General features: G+C 72.2%; 17 protein-coding genes. 6 read left to right on the forward strand and 11 right to left on the reverse strand.

All coding sequences use genetic code 11. The annotated features are described in order from the left end of the window. Nucleotide 1 precedes the first annotated feature (1 nt). Entirely contained in the window at nucleotides 2–325 is a 324-nt protein-coding gene (locus AERO9AM_RS04030) for an ArsR/SmtB family transcription factor (RefSeq protein WP_159575002.1), read from the reverse strand. A gap of 16 nt (nucleotides 326–341) precedes the next feature. Between AERO9AM_RS04030 and AERO9AM_RS04035 the strand changes: the two genes are divergently transcribed. Next, nucleotides 342–836 carry an SRPBCC family protein gene (locus tag AERO9AM_RS04035; protein WP_236602469.1) on the forward strand — a complete coding sequence of 165 codons (495 nt, stop codon included), beginning with the start codon at nucleotides 342–344 and terminating at the stop codon, nucleotides 834–836. A gap of 76 nt (nucleotides 837–912) precedes the next feature. Here AERO9AM_RS04035 and AERO9AM_RS17460 read toward each other — a convergent pair whose 3' ends face one another. Further along, a complete protein-coding gene (locus tag AERO9AM_RS17460; protein ID WP_159575003.1) occupies nucleotides 913–1,665 on the reverse strand; it encodes a M15 family metallopeptidase in 753 nt (250 codons plus the stop codon). A gap of 87 nt (nucleotides 1,666–1,752) precedes the next feature. Here AERO9AM_RS17460 and AERO9AM_RS04045 point away from each other — a divergent pair, with 87 nt between their 5' ends. Further along, nucleotides 1,753–2,487, forward strand: a complete 735-nt coding sequence (locus tag AERO9AM_RS04045) for a response regulator transcription factor (RefSeq protein WP_159575004.1) — start codon at nucleotides 1,753–1,755, stop codon at nucleotides 2,485–2,487. Further along, nucleotides 2,480–3,613 (forward strand): sensor histidine kinase, encoded by a 1,134-nt coding sequence (locus tag AERO9AM_RS04050; RefSeq protein WP_159575005.1) that lies wholly within the window; start codon nucleotides 2,480–2,482, stop codon nucleotides 3,611–3,613. The genes AERO9AM_RS04045 and AERO9AM_RS04050 overlap by 8 nt, the downstream gene beginning before the upstream one ends. Before the next feature lie 59 nt (nucleotides 3,614–3,672). Here AERO9AM_RS04050 and AERO9AM_RS04055 read toward each other — a convergent pair whose 3' ends face one another. Beyond that, nucleotides 3,673–4,524 carry a helix-turn-helix transcriptional regulator gene (locus tag AERO9AM_RS04055; protein ID WP_159575006.1) on the reverse strand — a complete coding sequence of 284 codons (852 nt, stop codon included), beginning with the start codon at nucleotides 4,522–4,524 and terminating at the stop codon, nucleotides 3,673–3,675. 101 nt (nucleotides 4,525–4,625) lie between these two features. Between AERO9AM_RS04055 and AERO9AM_RS04060 the strand changes: the two genes are divergently transcribed. Beyond that, on the forward strand, nucleotides 4,626–5,387 hold the full coding sequence (locus AERO9AM_RS04060; RefSeq protein WP_159575007.1) for an SDR family oxidoreductase: 762 nt from the start codon (nucleotides 4,626–4,628) through the stop codon (nucleotides 5,385–5,387). Nucleotides 5,388–5,406: 19 nt separating this feature from the next. Here AERO9AM_RS04060 and AERO9AM_RS04065 read toward each other — a convergent pair whose 3' ends face one another. The 6 genes from AERO9AM_RS04065 to AERO9AM_RS04090 form a co-directional block, all read right to left on the reverse strand. After that, nucleotides 5,407–6,183, reverse strand: a complete 777-nt coding sequence (locus AERO9AM_RS04065) for a DeoR/GlpR family DNA-binding transcription regulator (protein ID WP_159575008.1) — start codon at nucleotides 6,181–6,183, stop codon at nucleotides 5,407–5,409. A gap of 28 nt (nucleotides 6,184–6,211) precedes the next feature. After that, a complete protein-coding gene (locus AERO9AM_RS04070) occupies nucleotides 6,212–7,078 on the reverse strand; it encodes a class II fructose-bisphosphate aldolase (RefSeq protein WP_159575009.1) in 867 nt (288 codons plus the stop codon). Further along, nucleotides 7,075–8,112, reverse strand: a complete 1,038-nt coding sequence (locus tag AERO9AM_RS04075; RefSeq protein WP_159575010.1) for a 1-phosphofructokinase family hexose kinase — start codon at nucleotides 8,110–8,112, stop codon at nucleotides 7,075–7,077. Before AERO9AM_RS04075 ends, AERO9AM_RS04070 begins: the two co-directional genes overlap by 4 nt. Next, nucleotides 8,109–9,056, reverse strand: coding sequence for an ROK family protein (locus AERO9AM_RS04080; protein ID WP_159575011.1), 948 nt, complete (start codon nucleotides 9,054–9,056; stop codon nucleotides 8,109–8,111). The genes AERO9AM_RS04075 and AERO9AM_RS04080 overlap by 4 nt, the downstream gene beginning before the upstream one ends. 11 nt (nucleotides 9,057–9,067) lie before the next feature. Then, the gene (locus AERO9AM_RS04085) at nucleotides 9,068–9,982 is read right to left on the reverse strand and encodes an SIS domain-containing protein (protein ID WP_159575012.1); all 915 of its coding nucleotides are present in this window, start codon (nucleotides 9,980–9,982) and stop codon (nucleotides 9,068–9,070) included. A gap of 347 nt (nucleotides 9,983–10,329) precedes the next feature. Further along, the gene (locus AERO9AM_RS04090) at nucleotides 10,330–10,626 is read right to left on the reverse strand and encodes a chorismate mutase (protein WP_159575013.1); all 297 of its coding nucleotides are present in this window, start codon (nucleotides 10,624–10,626) and stop codon (nucleotides 10,330–10,332) included. 180 nt (nucleotides 10,627–10,806) lie between these two features. On the opposite strand from AERO9AM_RS04090, the gene AERO9AM_RS04095 reads away from it, so the two are divergent. Further along, nucleotides 10,807–12,006: an AI-2E family transporter gene (locus tag AERO9AM_RS04095; RefSeq protein WP_159575014.1), complete on the forward strand. Its 1,200-nt coding sequence runs from the start codon at nucleotides 10,807–10,809 to the stop codon at nucleotides 12,004–12,006. A gap of 184 nt (nucleotides 12,007–12,190) precedes the next feature. Further along, entirely contained in the window at nucleotides 12,191–12,814 is a 624-nt protein-coding gene (locus AERO9AM_RS04100) for a histidine phosphatase family protein (RefSeq protein WP_159575015.1), read from the forward strand. A gap of 120 nt (nucleotides 12,815–12,934) precedes the next feature. Here the strand turns inward: AERO9AM_RS04100 and AERO9AM_RS04105 are convergent, their stop codons facing one another. Next, entirely contained in the window at nucleotides 12,935–14,338 is a 1,404-nt protein-coding gene (locus tag AERO9AM_RS04105) for an aspartate aminotransferase family protein (RefSeq protein ID WP_159575016.1), read from the reverse strand. A gap of 18 nt (nucleotides 14,339–14,356) precedes the next feature. Continuing rightward, the gene (locus tag AERO9AM_RS04110; protein ID WP_159575017.1) at nucleotides 14,357–15,856 is read right to left on the reverse strand and encodes a CoA-acylating methylmalonate-semialdehyde dehydrogenase; all 1,500 of its coding nucleotides are present in this window, start codon (nucleotides 15,854–15,856) and stop codon (nucleotides 14,357–14,359) included. Between the last annotated feature and the right edge of the window lie 66 nt (nucleotides 15,857–15,922).

The raw sequence follows: 15,922 nt of genomic DNA on the forward strand, positions 1-15,922 counted from the left end.
ATCAGCCGCGGTCGAGGTCGTCGAGCAGCTGCACGGCCGCCGCAGCGTACGCTCCGATCCAGCGGTCGTGGATCCGCTTGATGGGCAGCGGCGCGAGGGTGAGGTGCCGTTCGCGTCCCTCGCGGCGGCCGATCACCAGCTCAGCCCGTTCCAGCACGCGGAGGTGCTGGAGCACCGTCGTGCGGTCGAGCTCGGGGAAGCAGGCGCACAGCTCGCCGGTCGTCCGCGGCGCCTCGCGCAGCGCATCGAGCATGCGGCGGCGGACCGGGGCGGCGAGCGCCTTGAAGACGAGATCGTCGTCGCCGGTTACCTCCGCGGATGACATGTTGTAATCTTACAACATGTCTGAGAGCGAAACCGCTGCGGACATGGCTCCGCTGACAGAACTGTCCTTCTCCGTCTCGGGTCGCGTCTCCCGCCCGCCGGCCGAGGTCTACGAGGCCGTCGCCGATCCGGAGCAGCTCTCCCGCTACTTCACCACCGGCGGTGCGCGCGGCCGCCTCGAGCCGGGCGCCGAGGTGACATGGGACTTCGCAGACTTCCCCGGCCGCTTTCCCGTCGAGGTCGTCGAGGCAGCCGCACCCGAGCGCATCGTGATCGAATGGGCAGCCGCGCCCGGAAGCAACGACACCGGCACCACCCGCACCGTGTTCGAGTTCGCCCCGATCGACGGCGGCACGCGCACCCTCGTCACCATCACGGAGTCGAGCTGGCGTGCGACCGCGGACGGCGCCAAGAGCGCCTTCGGCAACTGCGAGGGCTGGACCGGAATGCTGGCCGCGCTCAAGGCCTGGGTGGAGCACGGCATCAACCTGCGCGACGGCTTCTACAAGTAGGCATCGTCCCGGCTCCTTCAGCCGACCCCGACACGCAGGTCGCCGCCACGACTCCGCCCGTGGGCGGCGACCCGGCTCACCCCTGCATCCGCGGATCCTCGGTGGGGTCGCGGAACATCGCCGGACACCCGGCCTCGACCGCCGACGGGCTCAGCTCGAAGTGCCACGGCTCGTTGTCGTATGTGCGGCACAGCCCGAACTCGGCACCGTGGCGGTGCAGCCAGTCCGCGGCCGCGTAGGGCGCGATGTCGACCGCCTCGCCCTTCACGTGCTGCGAGGTCTCCGGAGTGCCGACCCAGCGTGCGGCCTCCTCGGCGGAGCCGTAGGTGCGCACCGCCTCGCGCAGCAGCCACGACTGATAGGCCTTCGACCGCCAGCCGCTGCCGACCCGCAGGTCGATGCCGTCCTCCTCTGCCGTGTCGTGCGCCCGCTGCAGCGCCTCGCGCAGGGCCGGATCCAGCCTCGCGACGGCAGGCGCCGACATGTCCGAGACGGCGACCGAGTCGCCGTCGGCGATGAAGCCGTCCTCGGCGGTCGGCCGTCCCCCGCCGCGCGCAGCCGCGGATCCCTCATCGTCTCCCGCCACGGCGACGCCACCCGGGTAATCCGGTCGCGACGCGACCGCCGCGGTGACGACGGCCGCAGCCGTGCCTGCCCCGATCGTCCCGACGACGAGCAGCGTCACCAGCAGGCGGAACAGAGGTCGCCGTGAACGGGCTCGCCGGTCGCCGGCGCGGCACTGCCCATCCGCGGGTCCACCCGGATCCAGGATCCATTCCGGTGCGATGCCGGGGCGCAGCGAGGTGCTCGGTCTCGTGGTGGTGTCCATGCGTCCAGCGCATCCGGGCGCACGTTGCCGGGCCGTAAGCGCTTTCGCATACGCTCCCGATACATCCGGGTGCCTAGGCTTTCTGGCATGCGCGTGCTGATCGTGGAGGACGAACCCGCCCTGGCCGGCGCGGTCCGTGACGGACTGCGCCTCGCGGCGATCGCGGCGGACACCGCCGGCGACGGCGACACGGCGCTCGAGCTGCTCGACCTGAACTCCTACGACGTGGCCGTGCTCGACCGCGACATCCCGGGCCCGAGCGGGGACGACATCGCCCGCGCGATCGTCGCGTCCGGATCCGGCCTGCCGATCCTCATGCTCACCGCGGCCGACCGGCTGGACGACAAGGCGACCGGGTTCGAGCTCGGCGCCGACGACTACCTCACCAAGCCCTTCGAGATGCGCGAGCTCATCCTGCGCATCCGCGCGCTGGCCCGGCGTGCACCGCGGTCGGTCCCGCCGGTGCACGAGCTCGCCGGCATCACCGTCGATCCTTTCCGGCGCGAGGTGTACCGCGACGGGCGTTACGTGGCCCTCACCCGCAAGCAGTTCGCCGTGCTGCAGGTGCTCGTCGAGGCCGGCGGCGGCGTCATCAGCGCCGAGGAGCTGCTCGAGCGCGCCTGGGACGAGAATGCGGATCCGTTCACGAACGCCGTCCGCATCACGGTGTCGGCGCTGCGCAAGCGGCTCGGCGAGCCGTGGGTGATCCTCACCGTTCCGGGCGTGGGGTACCGGATCGACGTGGACGGCGACGCGGACCCGCGGCCCGGCGCCGCGCGCGCCGGAGACGCCGTCCGGACGGAGCGCACCCGGCATGCCTGACCGCCCGACGCCCGCACCGTTCGGCCCTCGCGTCGCGCGAGCGCCGGGGCTGTCGGTGCGCTGGCGCCTCACGCTCAGCTACGTGGTGCTGGTCGCGATCGCGGGCGCCGTGCTGCTGGGGGTGGTCGCGCTCTGGCTGCTGCGGTACGTGCCCGACGGCAGCGTGTACAGCACGGGCCCGTTCGACGGCGGAAGCTGGGCACCGAACCGCTCCGACCTCATCCGCGCGTTCGTCCCGGCCGCGACCTGGGCGCTGCTCGCCCTCATCGGCCTGAGCGTGATCGGCGGCTGGCTGCTCGCCGGCCGCGTGCTGCGCCCGCTCGCGATCATGGCCGACACCGCGCGGGCGGTGGGCGACGGCGACCTGACCGCGCGGATCGCGCTGCCCGGGCGCGATGACGAGTTCCGCCGGCTTTCCGACGTGTTCGACGGCATGCTCGACCGGATCCAGGCCGACCTGGAGCGCGAACGCCGATTCGCGGCGAACGCGTCGCACGAGCTGCGCACGCCGCTCGCGATCACCCGCGCGCTGCTCGATGTCGCCCAGGCCGAGCCGGATCCCGACGTGCCGCAGCTGCTGGAGCGGCTGCGCGCGGCGAACGAGCGCGCGATCGCACTCACCGAGGCGCTGCTGCTGCTCGCCCGCCTGGATGCGCGCCCGCCCGAGCGCGCCGAGGTCGACCTCTCGCTCGCGGCGGAGGGCGCAGTGGAGCTGCTGCACGAGGTCGCGGCCGCGCACGACGTGCGGCTCGACGCCGTCGGCGATCCGGTCTTCGTCCGCGGGGATGCGGCGCTGCTCGATCAGCTCGCGCTCAACCTCGTGCAGAACGCGCTGGTGCACAACCTGCCGTCGGGCGGATCGGCGACCGTGCGCACGGTCCGCCTCGGCGGCCATGGCGCTCTCGTCGTGGAGAACACCGGGGAGGTGCTGGATCCGGCGCGCGTCGCGACGCTGGTCGAGCCGTTCCAGCGCGGGGGCGGCCGCGTGCGCGACGGCGGGCATGCCGGATCCGGTCTGGGACTGGCCATCGCCGGCTCGATCGTCGAGGTGCTCGGAGGCTCGCTCGTGCTCACCGCCCGCCGCGAGGGCGGCCTGCGCGTCGAGGCGACCTTCCCGCTGGCCTGACGCGGCATCAGGGCGTCAGCGGCCCGCTCCGGTCAGGACCGCCAGAACCGCTCGGCGATTCAGGACCGGCCGGCGGCGTCGAAGCGCTGCGCGCCGATCACCGCGAGCAGCTGCAGCTTCTGCCACCCTTCGGTGCCCTCGGGGGCGGTCAGCACGAGCAGCGCCTGCGACTGGTCCTCGGTGAACAGCGCCTGGCAGTCCAGCTCGATCGGGCCGATCTCGGGGTGCACGAGCGTCTTGTGGTCCTCGAACCGCGTGGCGACCTCGTGCCGATCCCACAGCTCCGCGAACTCCGGGCTCTGCGCCTGCAGCGCGCGCACGAGCTCGCCCGCCCGCGATCGGGCGCCCATCACGCCGTAAGCCGCACGCAGGCCGGCGACCTGGGCGCGTGCGTGCCGCGCGTGGTCCTCCTCGGGGTAGACCGCCCGCGATGCCGGATCCGTGAACCAGCGGTAGACGTCGCTGCGGGCAAGGCCCGTGCGCTCCGACGGGTCGCCGAGCAGGGCCTGCGCCATCCGGTTCGCCACGAGCGTCTCGCCCAGGTTCGACAGGATCAGGGCCGGAGTGTCGTCGAGGCGGTCGAGCACCCGCAGCAGAGCCGGAGCGACATGCGGCAGGGCGCTGTGGCGGTCCGGAGCCGAGTGGCCCGCGGTGCGGAAGAGATAGTCGCGCTCATCGGCGGTCAGGCGCAGGGCCCGGGCGAGAGCGGCGAGCATCTGCTCGCTGGGCTGCGGTCCGCGCCGCTGCTCGAGCCGGGTGTAATAGTCGACGGACATGCCGGTGAGCTGCGCAACCTCCTCGCGCCGTAGGCCCGGGGCGCGGCGTCGTGCGCCCACGCTCAGGCCGACGTCGCCCGGGCGCAGGGCCTCCCGGCGGCGCCTCAGGAATTCGGCGAGTGCGATGCGGTCCATGGATCCATTCTCGGGTGGCGCCGGGCACGCAGCCAGGGACTGCCGATCCCCCGATCACGGGGTCTCTTATGCCCGCGCCGGATCCCGCGGAGTCTGAGGTCATGAACATCTCCGGAAACACCGTCTTCATCCCCGGCGCGACGAGCGGCATCGGACTCGCTCTCGCCCTCCGCCTGCAGGCAGCCGGCAACACCGTCGTGATCGGCGGGCGCCGCGCCGAAGTGCTCGCGCAGCTCGCCACAGAGCACGGCTTCGCCACCGTGCGCATCGACACCGCCGACCCCGAGAGCATCCGCGCGGCCGCGACGCAGGTGCTCGCCGAGCATCCCGATCTGAACGTGCTGATCGCGATGGCCGGGATCATGCGCGTGGAGGATTGGCGCTCCGACGGCTTCCTCGCCGATGCGGAGGAGATCGTCACGACCAATCTGCTCGGCCCGATCCGGCTCATCGCCGCGTTCACCGCCCATCTGCAGAGCCGGCCCGACGCGACGATCGTCACGGTCTCGAGCGGTCTCGCGCACACGCCACTGCGCGTGACGCCGACCTACAACGCGACCAAGGCAGCGATCCACATGCTGTCGGAGTCGATCCGCCTGCAGTTCGCCGGCACCTCCGTCTCGGTGCTCGAGCTCGTCCCGCCTGCGGTCGCCACCGAGCTCCTGCCCGGCCAGAGCGAGAGCCCGTTCGCGATGCCGCTCGACGCCTTCGTCGATGAGACCATGGCCCTCATCGAGGCGCAGCCCGACGCGCACGAGATCCTCGTGGAGAACGTGAAGCTGCTCCGGTTCGGCGAGGTGCGCGGCGACTACGCCGAGACGGTCGCCACGGTGAACCGCCTCGATCCGCACGGGAACGCCTGACGCACCTCCGGCGGCGGGCTCAGTCGGCCAGCACCACGTCGTATCCGGCCTCGCGCAGGGCGTTCCGATCGTCCGGCGCGAGGCCGTCGTCGGTGAGCAGCGTGGGGAACAGCTCGGATCCACCCACGGCCGCGAAGGCCGTCGCGCCGACCTTCGACGAATCCGCGACGATCACCGCCCGGCGGGCGCGGGTCGCCATCATCCGGTTCACGGCCGCCTCGCGCTCGTCGTGAGTGCTCGCCATGCCGTCGACCGACATCGCGTTCACGCCGATGAACGCGATGTCGAGTGTGATGCCGGAGAGCAGCTGCTCCACGAACGGGCCGACGAGCTCGTAGCTGCGGGAGTGGATCACGCCGCCGGTGACGACGACCTTGATGTCGGGGCGGGTGGCGAGCTGCGCGGCGATGTTCACCGCGTTGGTGACGACGGTCAGGCCGTGCTCGGCGAGGTCCTCGCGGGCGGCGAGGGCCGTCGCGATGGCGGTCGTCGTGGTGCCGCCGGAGAGCCCGACCACGGAACCTGGCGCCACGAGCGCGGACGCCGCCTGGGCGATGCGCTCCTTCTGCGACGTGCGCTGATGGCTCTTGTACCGGATGGGCAGCTCGTAGGCGACGGACTGCGCCACCGCCCCGCCGTGGGTGCGGGTGAGCAGGCGCCGCTCGGAGAGGCTGTCCAGGTCGCGGCGGATCGTTGCGGCGGACGCGTCGAAGCGCTCCACGAGCTCCTCGACGGAGACGTCGCCGCGGGCGGCGAGCAGGTCGAGGATCGCGGTGAGGCGGTTGGCGCGGTTCATGCGCGGATCCCTGTCGCGGTCATCATCGTCACGCCTCCGCCCCGGCGAACAGACGCAGCAGCCGTGCGGCCTCGCCGGCGACGGCGTCCCGCGCGGGGGCCAGGTACTTGCGGGAGTCCACGAGCCGCTGGTCCTCCTCCAGCCGCTCCCGGACGGCGCGGGTGAAGAAACCGTTCAGGTGCGTGGACACGTTGATCTTCGTCATGCCCGCGCGCACCGCCGCGACGATCGCGTCGTCGGGCACCCCGCTCGACCCGTGCAGGACGAGCGGCACGTCGGCGCCGTCCTCGCCCGCCCCTCGCAGCGCCGCGCGCAGCCGCGCGATGAGGTCGACGTCGAGCGCCGCGGTGCGGTCGGTCATCGCGTGCGAGGAGCCGACCGCCACGGCGAGCGCGTCGACGCCCGTCTCCGCGACGAACGCCTTGGCCTCCTGCGGGTCGGTGCGGACGCCGGGCGCGTGCGCGCCGTCCTTGCCGCCGACCTCGCCCAGCTCGCCCTCGACGTACACGTCTGCGGCGTGAGCGCGCTCGACGACCTGCGCCGTGAGCGCCACGTTCTCGGCGTAGTCGAGTTTGCCGCCGTCGAACATGACGGATCCGAATCCGAGCGCGATGGCCTCGTCGACGAGGTCGGTCCGCTCGGCGTGGTCGAGATGCACCGCGACGGGGGTCGCGGCTCTGCGGGCGACCGCGAGCGTGGCGAGAGCGATCGGCTCGAGGCCGCCGTGGTAGTCGGCGCAGTTCTGCGAGATCTGCAGGATCACGGGCAGCTCCGCCCGGGCGGACGCGGCCACGAGCGCCTCGGCCGTCTCCAGATGGATCACGTTGAACGCGCCGACGCCTGTGCCGCGGCGGGCCGCATCATGCACGAGATCGCGCGCGGAGACGAGGGTCATCGGGTGGTCCTTTCGGCAGACGGCCGGCGCAGCGCCGTCAACGACGGGCTGTCAACGATCAAAGCAGATTCCAGCTCCGACCAGGACGCGTGGATCTCGCCGGCCACCGGCATGCGCACGGCGGCCGCCGACCACGCCGTCGCCCGGCGCAGCAGGGCGGTCGGATCCTTGACACCCCGCGCGAGCAGCACGGCGCACGCGGCGACGGCCGCATCGCCCGCGCCGGTCGGGTTGCCCGCCAGGGGTTCCGCGAGGCGGGCGCGCACGATCTCTTCGGAGGTGACGGCGAGCATCCCGTCGGCGCCGCGGGAGAGCAGGATCAGCGACGCGCCGCGGTGCAGCAGTTCGCACGCCCCCTCGATGGGGTCGGCGATGCCGGTCGCCTCGGCGAGCTCTGCGGCGTTGGGCTTGAGCACGGTCGCGCCCGCGTCGGCGGCGGCCAGGAGCGCGGGCCCGGAGGTGTCGGCGATCACCGTTGCCCCGGCGTCGCGACCCAGGCGGATCAGCCCGGGCAGCAGGTCGTCGGGCGCCCCCGGGGGCAGGGATCCGGAGAGCACCAGCACCGGCTTGCGCACGCGGGGACTGCGTGCGGCTGCCGCGCGCGAAGGGGCATCGCTGTTCTCCGCCCGGCGCCTGGGCTCCCCGCCCTCCGCGAGCGCCCGGCGCACCGCGTCCTTCAGCGCCTCCCACTCGACGGGAGCGGGGTTCACGCCACGCTCGTTCACGATCGTGGTGTCGCCGAGGTGCGCGTCGACCAGCGCGATGCTGCGGCGGGTCGCGCCCTGCACGGCGACGAGCTCGTGCGGCACGCCGGATGCGGCCAGCTCCGCCGCGAACTCGGCCCCGGTCGGTCCGCCGGCGGTGGCCAGGGCGCGCACGGCGGCGCCCTGCGCATGGGCGACCCGGGCGACGTTCAGCCCCTTGCCGCCCGCCCGGGCGACGCCGGTGTCGGCGCGATGCGTGCCCCCGGGCACGATCCGGTCGACGTGCCAGGTGAGATCGAGCGCCGGGTTCGGGGTGACGGTGACGATCATCGAAGGCTCCTCGCCCGCAGCGCCGCACCCAGGATCCCCGCGTTGCCGAGCAGCTGCGCGGGCACCAGATCCGGGATGCGGTGGAAGCTCAGCCGCGCCTGCAGGCGTGCGCGCAGCTCGTCGAAGAGAGCGCCGCCGGCACGCGACAGTCCGCCGCCGATCACCACGGCCTGGGGCGCGATCACGGCGGTGAGCTGCGCGATCGACAGGGCGAGCGCGTCAAGCGCCTCGTCCCAGACGGCGGCGGCGTCCTCGTCGCCCGCACCGGCGCGCGCGATGACCTCCTTCGCTCCGTCCACCGCGATCCCGGTGCGAGCGGTGTAGCGCCGCGCGATCGCCCCGGCGGACGCGATCGCCTCGAGGCAGCCGCGGGCGCCGCACGGGCACAGCGGCTCGTCCGCGACCGGCGAGTGCCCGACCTCGCCGGCGTAGCCGCCCGAGGTGAACGGCACTCCGCCCAGCACCAGGGCGCCGGCGATCCCGGTGCCGATGATGAGCACGATCGAATCGGTGTACGGCCGGCCGCCGCCGAGCACGTGCTCGGCCCAGCCGCCGGTGCGCACGTCGTGGTCGAAGGCGACCGGCAGCCCGAACGCCTCCTCGGCGAGGGCGCGGATCGGGGCATTCCGCCAGCCCATGTTGCTCGCGAAGACGCCGACTCCGGCGACCTCGTCGACGATGCCGGGCACGACCAGCCCCACCGCCACCGGATCCACCCCGGGGTGCTCCGCGCGCAGCTCCGTCCCCAGCTCGACCAGTCGCGCGACCAGCCGCTCGGGAAGGTCGGATCCGGGTTCCGGCGTCGGGGTCCGACGCAGGCCGAGCATCACGCCGTCGGCGTCGAACAGGGCCGACTTGATGTCCGTGCCGCCCACGTCGAAGGCCAGCACCGGGGCGCCGGCGCCGAGCTCCGCCGGCTGCGCGAGCGGATCCGCTGCGGGCATGGCGGTTCCCCTCAGTCCTCGAGGATGACGGAGCGGGTGAGGTTGCGCGGCTCGTCGGGGTTCAGACCCGCCGCGAGGGAGCGGTCGAGCGCCACCCGGTGCAGCCGGGCCAGATCGGCCAGCGGGTCGATGGGGTGCTGCACCCAGCGTCCGCCGGTGGCGGCGACCTGGGCGTCCAGCCCCTCGGGAGCCGCGCCGAACTGCCAGGTGATGCGGCCGGGCGCCGCGATGGCGATCGGACCGTGGCGGTAGTCCATCGACGGGTACGACTCGGTCCACGACTGGGAGGACTCGCGCATCTTCAGGGCGGCCTCGTGCGCCAGGCCGATGGTCCAGCCCCGGCCGAGGAAGGTGTACTGCTCGGCGCTCGCGAGCGTCGGGTCGACGTCGGCGAGGGCAGTGCGGGCGTCCGCGATCGCGCCGGTGAGGTCCTCCCCGAGCGACGCGCGGAACAGGGCGAGCGCGGTCGTGGCGAACCGCGTCTGCACCACGGAGCGCTCGTCGGCGAAGGGCAGCACGATCGCGTCATCGACCATGCTCACGAGCGGCGAGGTCTCGTCGCCGATCACGCCGACGACGCGCGGCGCGGATCCGGATCCCTTCACCTGGTCGACGAGCTCGAGCACCTCGGTCGTCGTGCCGGACCGGGTGAGCGCCACCACGGCGTCGTAGTCGCGGTCCAGGAACGCCTCGCTGGCCGCGTAGGCGTCGGTGATGCCGAAGCCGGCGCGCTCGCGCAGCGCGGCGTACGACTGCGCCATGAACCAGGAGGTGCCGCAGCCGATCACCGCCACTCGCTCGCCCTTCTCCGGCAGCAGCGCCTGCTCGGCGGTCATGCCGGCGGCGCGCTCCCACGTCTCGGGCTGAGACTCGAGCTCGGCGCGCATGTGGGCGCCGGGGGCGAGCTTCTCGTTCGGGTCGGTCATGCGTCCTCCTCGGCAGTTCCGGCCGACGCAGCGTGCGCGACCTTGCTTGATCTTACGATAAAACAATCACTTTCCGTCACTCCAATTTTGCGCGTTCTTCTCAGCGGGCACGGCGGAGGCTTCACCGCGCGCACACCGAGGCTTCACGGCGGGCGCGCCGAAGGCGCCGCTGAGCGGCGGAGGCGGCCCGGCTGTCGCGCGTGGCACCGATGTCTCCCGCGCGGCGCACCACCGCCACGCCCCGGCCGTAGCCGTGTCCCACGCCCCGGCCCCAGTCCCGGCCCGCCCCCGAGCAAACGCCTCGAGCACGAGCAGAGGAGCGGACCGGCGACGACGACCTTCGGGAGTCAGCGCGACTCTGCGGCCTCGGTGTGGTGGCGGATCACCTCGGCGACGACGAAGTTGAACCACTTCTCGGCGAACTCCGGATCCAGGTGCGCCTCCTCGGCGAGCGCGCGCAGCCGTGCGACCTGCTGCTCCTCGCGGTTCGGATCCGACGCCGGCATCTGATGCTCGGCCTTGAGCACGCCGACCTGCTGCGTGCAGCGGAACCGCTCGGCGAGCATGAAGATCAGGGCGGCATCGATGTTGTCGATGCTGGCGCGCAGTCTCAGCAGTTCGGTGCGGGGATCGGTGGCGGTCATGAGGGCTCCTCACCGGGCGGCGGACGTGCTGTCGGGGAATTCGCGACCCTCCGACGATAGCGCCGGCTCGCGGCCTGGGCATCCGTCCGAGGGCGATCTGCTCCCCGGCCCCGCAGAACACCGCTCGCGCCCTCTCCCTCGTTCCCGGGCCAGGCGGATCCGGTCACCTACAGTGAAGTCATGACGGCCGACAACTCCCGACGCAGGAACAGCGCCCCCGAGAACGGCAAGCGGCGGCACAGGCTCAAGAGGCACGCCGCGACGCAGCCCGCCGAACAGCCGCCCCGCGTCGTCGAGGCAGCTGCCCCCACCGCCTCCATCTGGACCCGGATCGACCGTCCGTTCGTCTTCGGCTTCCTGGTCACCCTCGGCGGTCTCTCCGCGATCCTCCTGGGCCTGGCGCTGCGCAGCCTGTCCGAGGTGCTCATCTACATCGCGTTCGCCCTGTTCGCCGCGCTCGGGCTCGAGCCCGCCGTGCAGTGGCTGGAGCGCCACAGGATGAAGCGGGCCCTCGCCGTGGTGATCGTGATCCTCGCCTTCGCGGTCGTCCTCGGTCTCATCGTGTGGTCGATCGTGCCCATCGTCGTGAAGCAGATCGCGCAGTTCGCGACCTCGTTCCCGGAGACCATCGCCGCCTTCACCCGCACCGACCTGTACCACTTCATGGAGAAGCAGTTCGGCGCGGGGCTGCACGACCTCATCTCCCAGCTGCAGTCGCAGGCGCAGAAGTTCCTCAGCGACCCCCAGCAGCTCACCCAGCTGGGCGGCGGCGCGCTGCAGGTCGGCGGCGCGATCGCCTCCGGGCTGTCCGGCGTGCTCATCGTCATCGTGCTGACGCTGTACTTCCTCGCCACGCTGCCGTCCATGAAGACCGGCCTCCTCCAGCTCGCGCCGGCCCGCAACCGCGGGGGCATCGACCGCATCAGCACCCAGATCGTGGATGCCGTCGGCGGATACGTCATGGGCATGGTGATCCTCGCGTTCATCAACGCGATGGTCGTGCTGGTGCTCTACCTCGTGCTGGGGCTGCCCTTCCCGCCGCTGATGGCGACCCTGGCTTTCCTCATCACGCTGATCCCGCTCGTCGGCCCGCTGCTGTTCCTCGTGCTCGGATCCGTGGTGGCCCTGTTCGTGAACCCCGTGCTGGCGCTCGTGTTCGCGATCATCTACCTCGTCTACATCCAGATCGAGGCCTACGTCATCACGCCGCGGGTGATGAACCGGGCGATCTCGATCCCGGGTTCGCTCGTGGTCATCGGCGCCCTGGTCGGCGGCACGCTGCTCGGCCTGCTCGGTGCGCTCATCGCCGTTCCGGTGACCGCGTCGATCCTCATCATCATCAAGCAGGTCTGGATCCCCCGGCAGGACGCCCGGATCTGACCGCGGCCGGCGGCGCCGGCCGACCGCCCGGCCGGCTGCCCGCGTCTCCGGATCCCCACTTCCGCTCAGGTCGCATTTTCTGCTCCAAAACGGGTCCGGGAAGAGCAGAAAGTGCGACCTGAACGCGCGGTTCCGGGGTTCCCCACCCGGCGACCGGTGTCGGCCCCCGTCCTAGGCTGAAAGCATGACGCGGATCTGGGTGGTGCGGCACGGGCAGAGCATGCTGAACGCGGCGGAGCGGATGCAGGGCTGGTCCGACGCGCCGCTCACCGAGCTCGGACGCATCCAGGCCACCGAGCGCGGCCATGACTTCGCGGAGGCCGGGATCCGGTTCGACGCGGCGTTCTCGGGCGACGGCATCCGCCATCGCGAGACCGCGACACGGCTGCTCGCGGCGGCCGGATCCGACCTGCAGGCGCAGTCCGATCCCCGCTGGCGCGAGCTGTGCTTCGGCAAGCTCGAGGCCGCCCGGGCGACCACGTTCTTCGAGTTCATGGCGGACCACGTGGCGGCCGACAACCCCTTCATGGAGACCCTCGACACGCTCGCCGAGGTGGATCCGCTCGCCGAGTCCCCCGCCGACGTGGCCCGGCGGGCGACCGAGGCGCTGCACGAGGTGGCGGAGGCCGGATCCGAGGTGCTCGTCGTGACGAGCGGCATCACGATCCTCACCCTGCTCGACGCGCTCGGCGTCGATCTCGCCCACCTCACCTCGGGCCCCGAGAACCTCTCCGTGTCGACCGTGCACCGTGTGGACGACGGCTGGCGGGTCGACCGCATTGCCGCCACGGATCCCGTCGCCGGCTGAGAGCGGCATCCCCGTCGCCCGCTGAGCCGGGTCGACCCGACGCTTTCGGGCTCCGGGATACGCAAGAACACCGGATCCCGTCCCCGAGCGGGACGGGATCCGGCGTTCAGACGCAGGCCGTCAGACGGTGTAGCCGTCGGCGACGTCGAGCGCCTCGTCGAGCACGGCGAGTCCGCGCACGAGCTCGTCCTCCGTGATCACGAGCGGCGGCGCGATGTGGGTGCGGTTGAAGTGCACGAACGGCCAGACGCCGCCCTTCTTCGCCGCGGCGACGAACGCGCCCATGGGGGCCGCGTCCGCCCCGGCCGCGTTGAACGGCACCAGGGGCTCGCGGGTCTCCTTCGAGCGCACGAGCTCGACGGCCCAGAACAGGCCCTGGCCGCGCACCTCGCCGACGCTGGGGTGCTTCTCGGCCCAGGCGCGCAGCGTCGGCTCCACGATGCGGGCGCCGAGGTCGCGCACCCGCTCCAGAATGCCGTCGCGACGGAACACCTCGAAGGTCGCGACGCCGGCGGCGCACGCGAGCGGGTGACCCGAGTAGGTGAGGCCGCCGGCGAACGGCACCGTGTCGAACGCCGCCGCGATGCGGTCGGAGATGACGACGCCGCCGAGCGGCACGTAGCCCGAGTTCACGCCCTTGGCGAAGGTGATGAGGTCGGGCTGCGCGTCGAACGCGTCGATGCCGAACCACTCCCCCAGGCGCCCGAATCCGACCATCACCTCGTCGGCGATGTAGACGATGCCGTAGCGGTCGCACAGCTCACGCACGCCCTGCAGGTAGCCCGGCGGCGGCACGAGCACGCCGTTGGTGCCGACGACGGTCTCGATGATGATCGCCGCGATGGTCCCCGGGCCCTCGAGCTGGATGGTCTGCCCGAGGTGCTCGAGCGCGCGCTGAGACTCCTCGGCGAGCGTCGATGCGTGGAACGCCGACCGGTACAGGTACGGCCCGAAGAAGCGCACCGTGCCGTTGTCGATCCCGTCGTTCGCCCAGCGCCGCGGGTCGCCCGTGAGCGAGATCGCCGTGGCCGTGGAGCCGTGGTAGCTGCGGTACATCGACAGCACCTTGCGGCGTCCCGTGAACGCGCGCGCCATGCGGACGGCGTTCTCATTGGCGTCGGCGCCGCCGTTGGTGAAGAACACCTTGTTCATGCCCTCGGGGGCGACCTCGGCGATCAGCCGGGCGAGCTCGCCGCGCACGTCGTTCGCCATCGACGGCTGGATCGTGGCGAGCCGGCCGGCCTGCTGCTGGATCGCCGCGACGAGGTCGGGGTGCTGGTGGCCCAGGTTGAGGTTCACCAGCTGGCTGGAGAAGTCGAGGTAGGCGTTGCCCTGGTAGTCCCAGAACGTGGATCCCTCGCCGGCGGCGACGGGCACCGGGTCGATGAGCGCCTGCGCGCTCCAGGAGTGGAACACGTGCGCGCGGTCGTCGGCGCGCACCTGCGCATCGGCGGCGGCATCGGGAAGGGCGTGCGGCACTCCGTTGCGGTCGGTGAACGCCGCGGCTTCGGTGGTGACGGTCATGATGCTGATCCTTCCGTCTCAGTGGTTGCTCGGGAAGCCCAGGTCGACCTGCGCCGGGGTGTGGTCGGGCCAGCGCGTGGTGACGACCTTGGAGCGCGTGTAGAAGTGGATCGACTCGGGGCCGTAGATGTGCGAGTCGCCGAACAGCGAGGCCTTCCAGCCGCCGAAGGAGAACGCGCCGACCGGCACGGGGATCGGCACGTTGACGCCGACCATGCCGACCTCGATGTCGAACTCGAACTCGCGGGCGGTGCCGCCGTCGCGGGTGAAGATCGCGGTGCCGTTGCCGAACTGGTGCGCGTTGATGAGCTCGATCGCCTCCGCGTAGCTGGCCACGCGGACGACCGAGAGCACCGGGCCGAAGATCTCGTCCTCGTACACCTTCATCCCGGGCTTCACGTGGTCGATGAGGCTGATGCCGGTGAAGAACCCGTTCTCGTCGAGCCGCTCGCCGGCGGCGATGCGCTGCGTGCCGTCGATGAGCACGGTGGCGCCCTCGGCCGCGGCGCCCGCGACGTAGCTCTCCACGCGGTCGCGGTGCTCGCGGGTGACCAGCGGGCCCATCTCGCTTGCGGCGTCCGTGCCGTCGCCGATGCGCAGGTTCTGCACCTTCTCGGTGATCGACGCGATCAGGGGCTCGGCGACGTCGCCCACGGCCACCAGCACCGAGACGGCCATGCACCGCTCGCCCGCGGAGCCGTAGGCGGCGGAGACCGCGGCGGCCGCTGCGGCGTCGATGTCGGCGTCGGGCATGACAACCATGTGGTTCTTGGCACCGCCGAGGGCCTGCACGCGCTTGCCGTTCGCGGAGGCGCGCTCGTAGATCGACTTCGCGATCGGAGTGGATCCGACGAAGCTGACGGCCTTGACGTCGGGCGAATCGAGCAGGGTGTCGACCGCGGCCTTGTCGCCGTTGACGACGTTGAGCACGCCGTCGGGCAGGCCCGCCTCCTGGAACGCCTTCGCGAGCCAGATCGCCGCGGACGGATCCTTCTCGCTCGGCTTCAGGACGACGGTGTTGCCGCAGGCGATCGCGGAGGCGACCATCCACAGCGGCACCATCACGGGGAAGTTGAACGGGGTGATGCAGGCGACGACGCCGACGGGCTGCTTGACCGAGTGCACGTCGACGCCGCGCGCGACCTGCTCAGCGTGCTCGCCCTTGAGCAGGTGCACGAGGCCGGCGGCGAACTCGACGTTCTCGATGCCCCGCGAGACCTCGCCCGCGGCGTCGGAGAGCACCTTGCCGTGCTCGCTCGTGACGATCGCGGCGATCTCGGGCGTGCGCTCGGCGAGGATCTGACGCAGCCGGAAGAACACGTCCGCGCGCTTGATGAGGCTGGTCGCGCGCCACGCGGGACCGGCGGCCTTCGCGGCGGCGATCGCCTGCTCCACCTCGGCGGCGCTCGCGAAGGCGACGGTGCGGTGGGCCTCACCGGTGGCCGGGTTGTAGACGGGGCCGGTGCGCTCGGCCTCGGCCGTCTCGGCGCCGGCGATGAAGTGCGGGATCAGGGTCACGGGTGGTGCTCCTCGGGTTCGGTGACGGGCAGGTTTCGGACACTCTGATCGACGGCGTCCGAAGGC

Source organism: Microbacterium sp. 8M, from assembly GCF_902506375.1.
Lineage (GTDB): Bacteria > Actinomycetota > Actinomycetes > Actinomycetales > Microbacteriaceae > Microbacterium.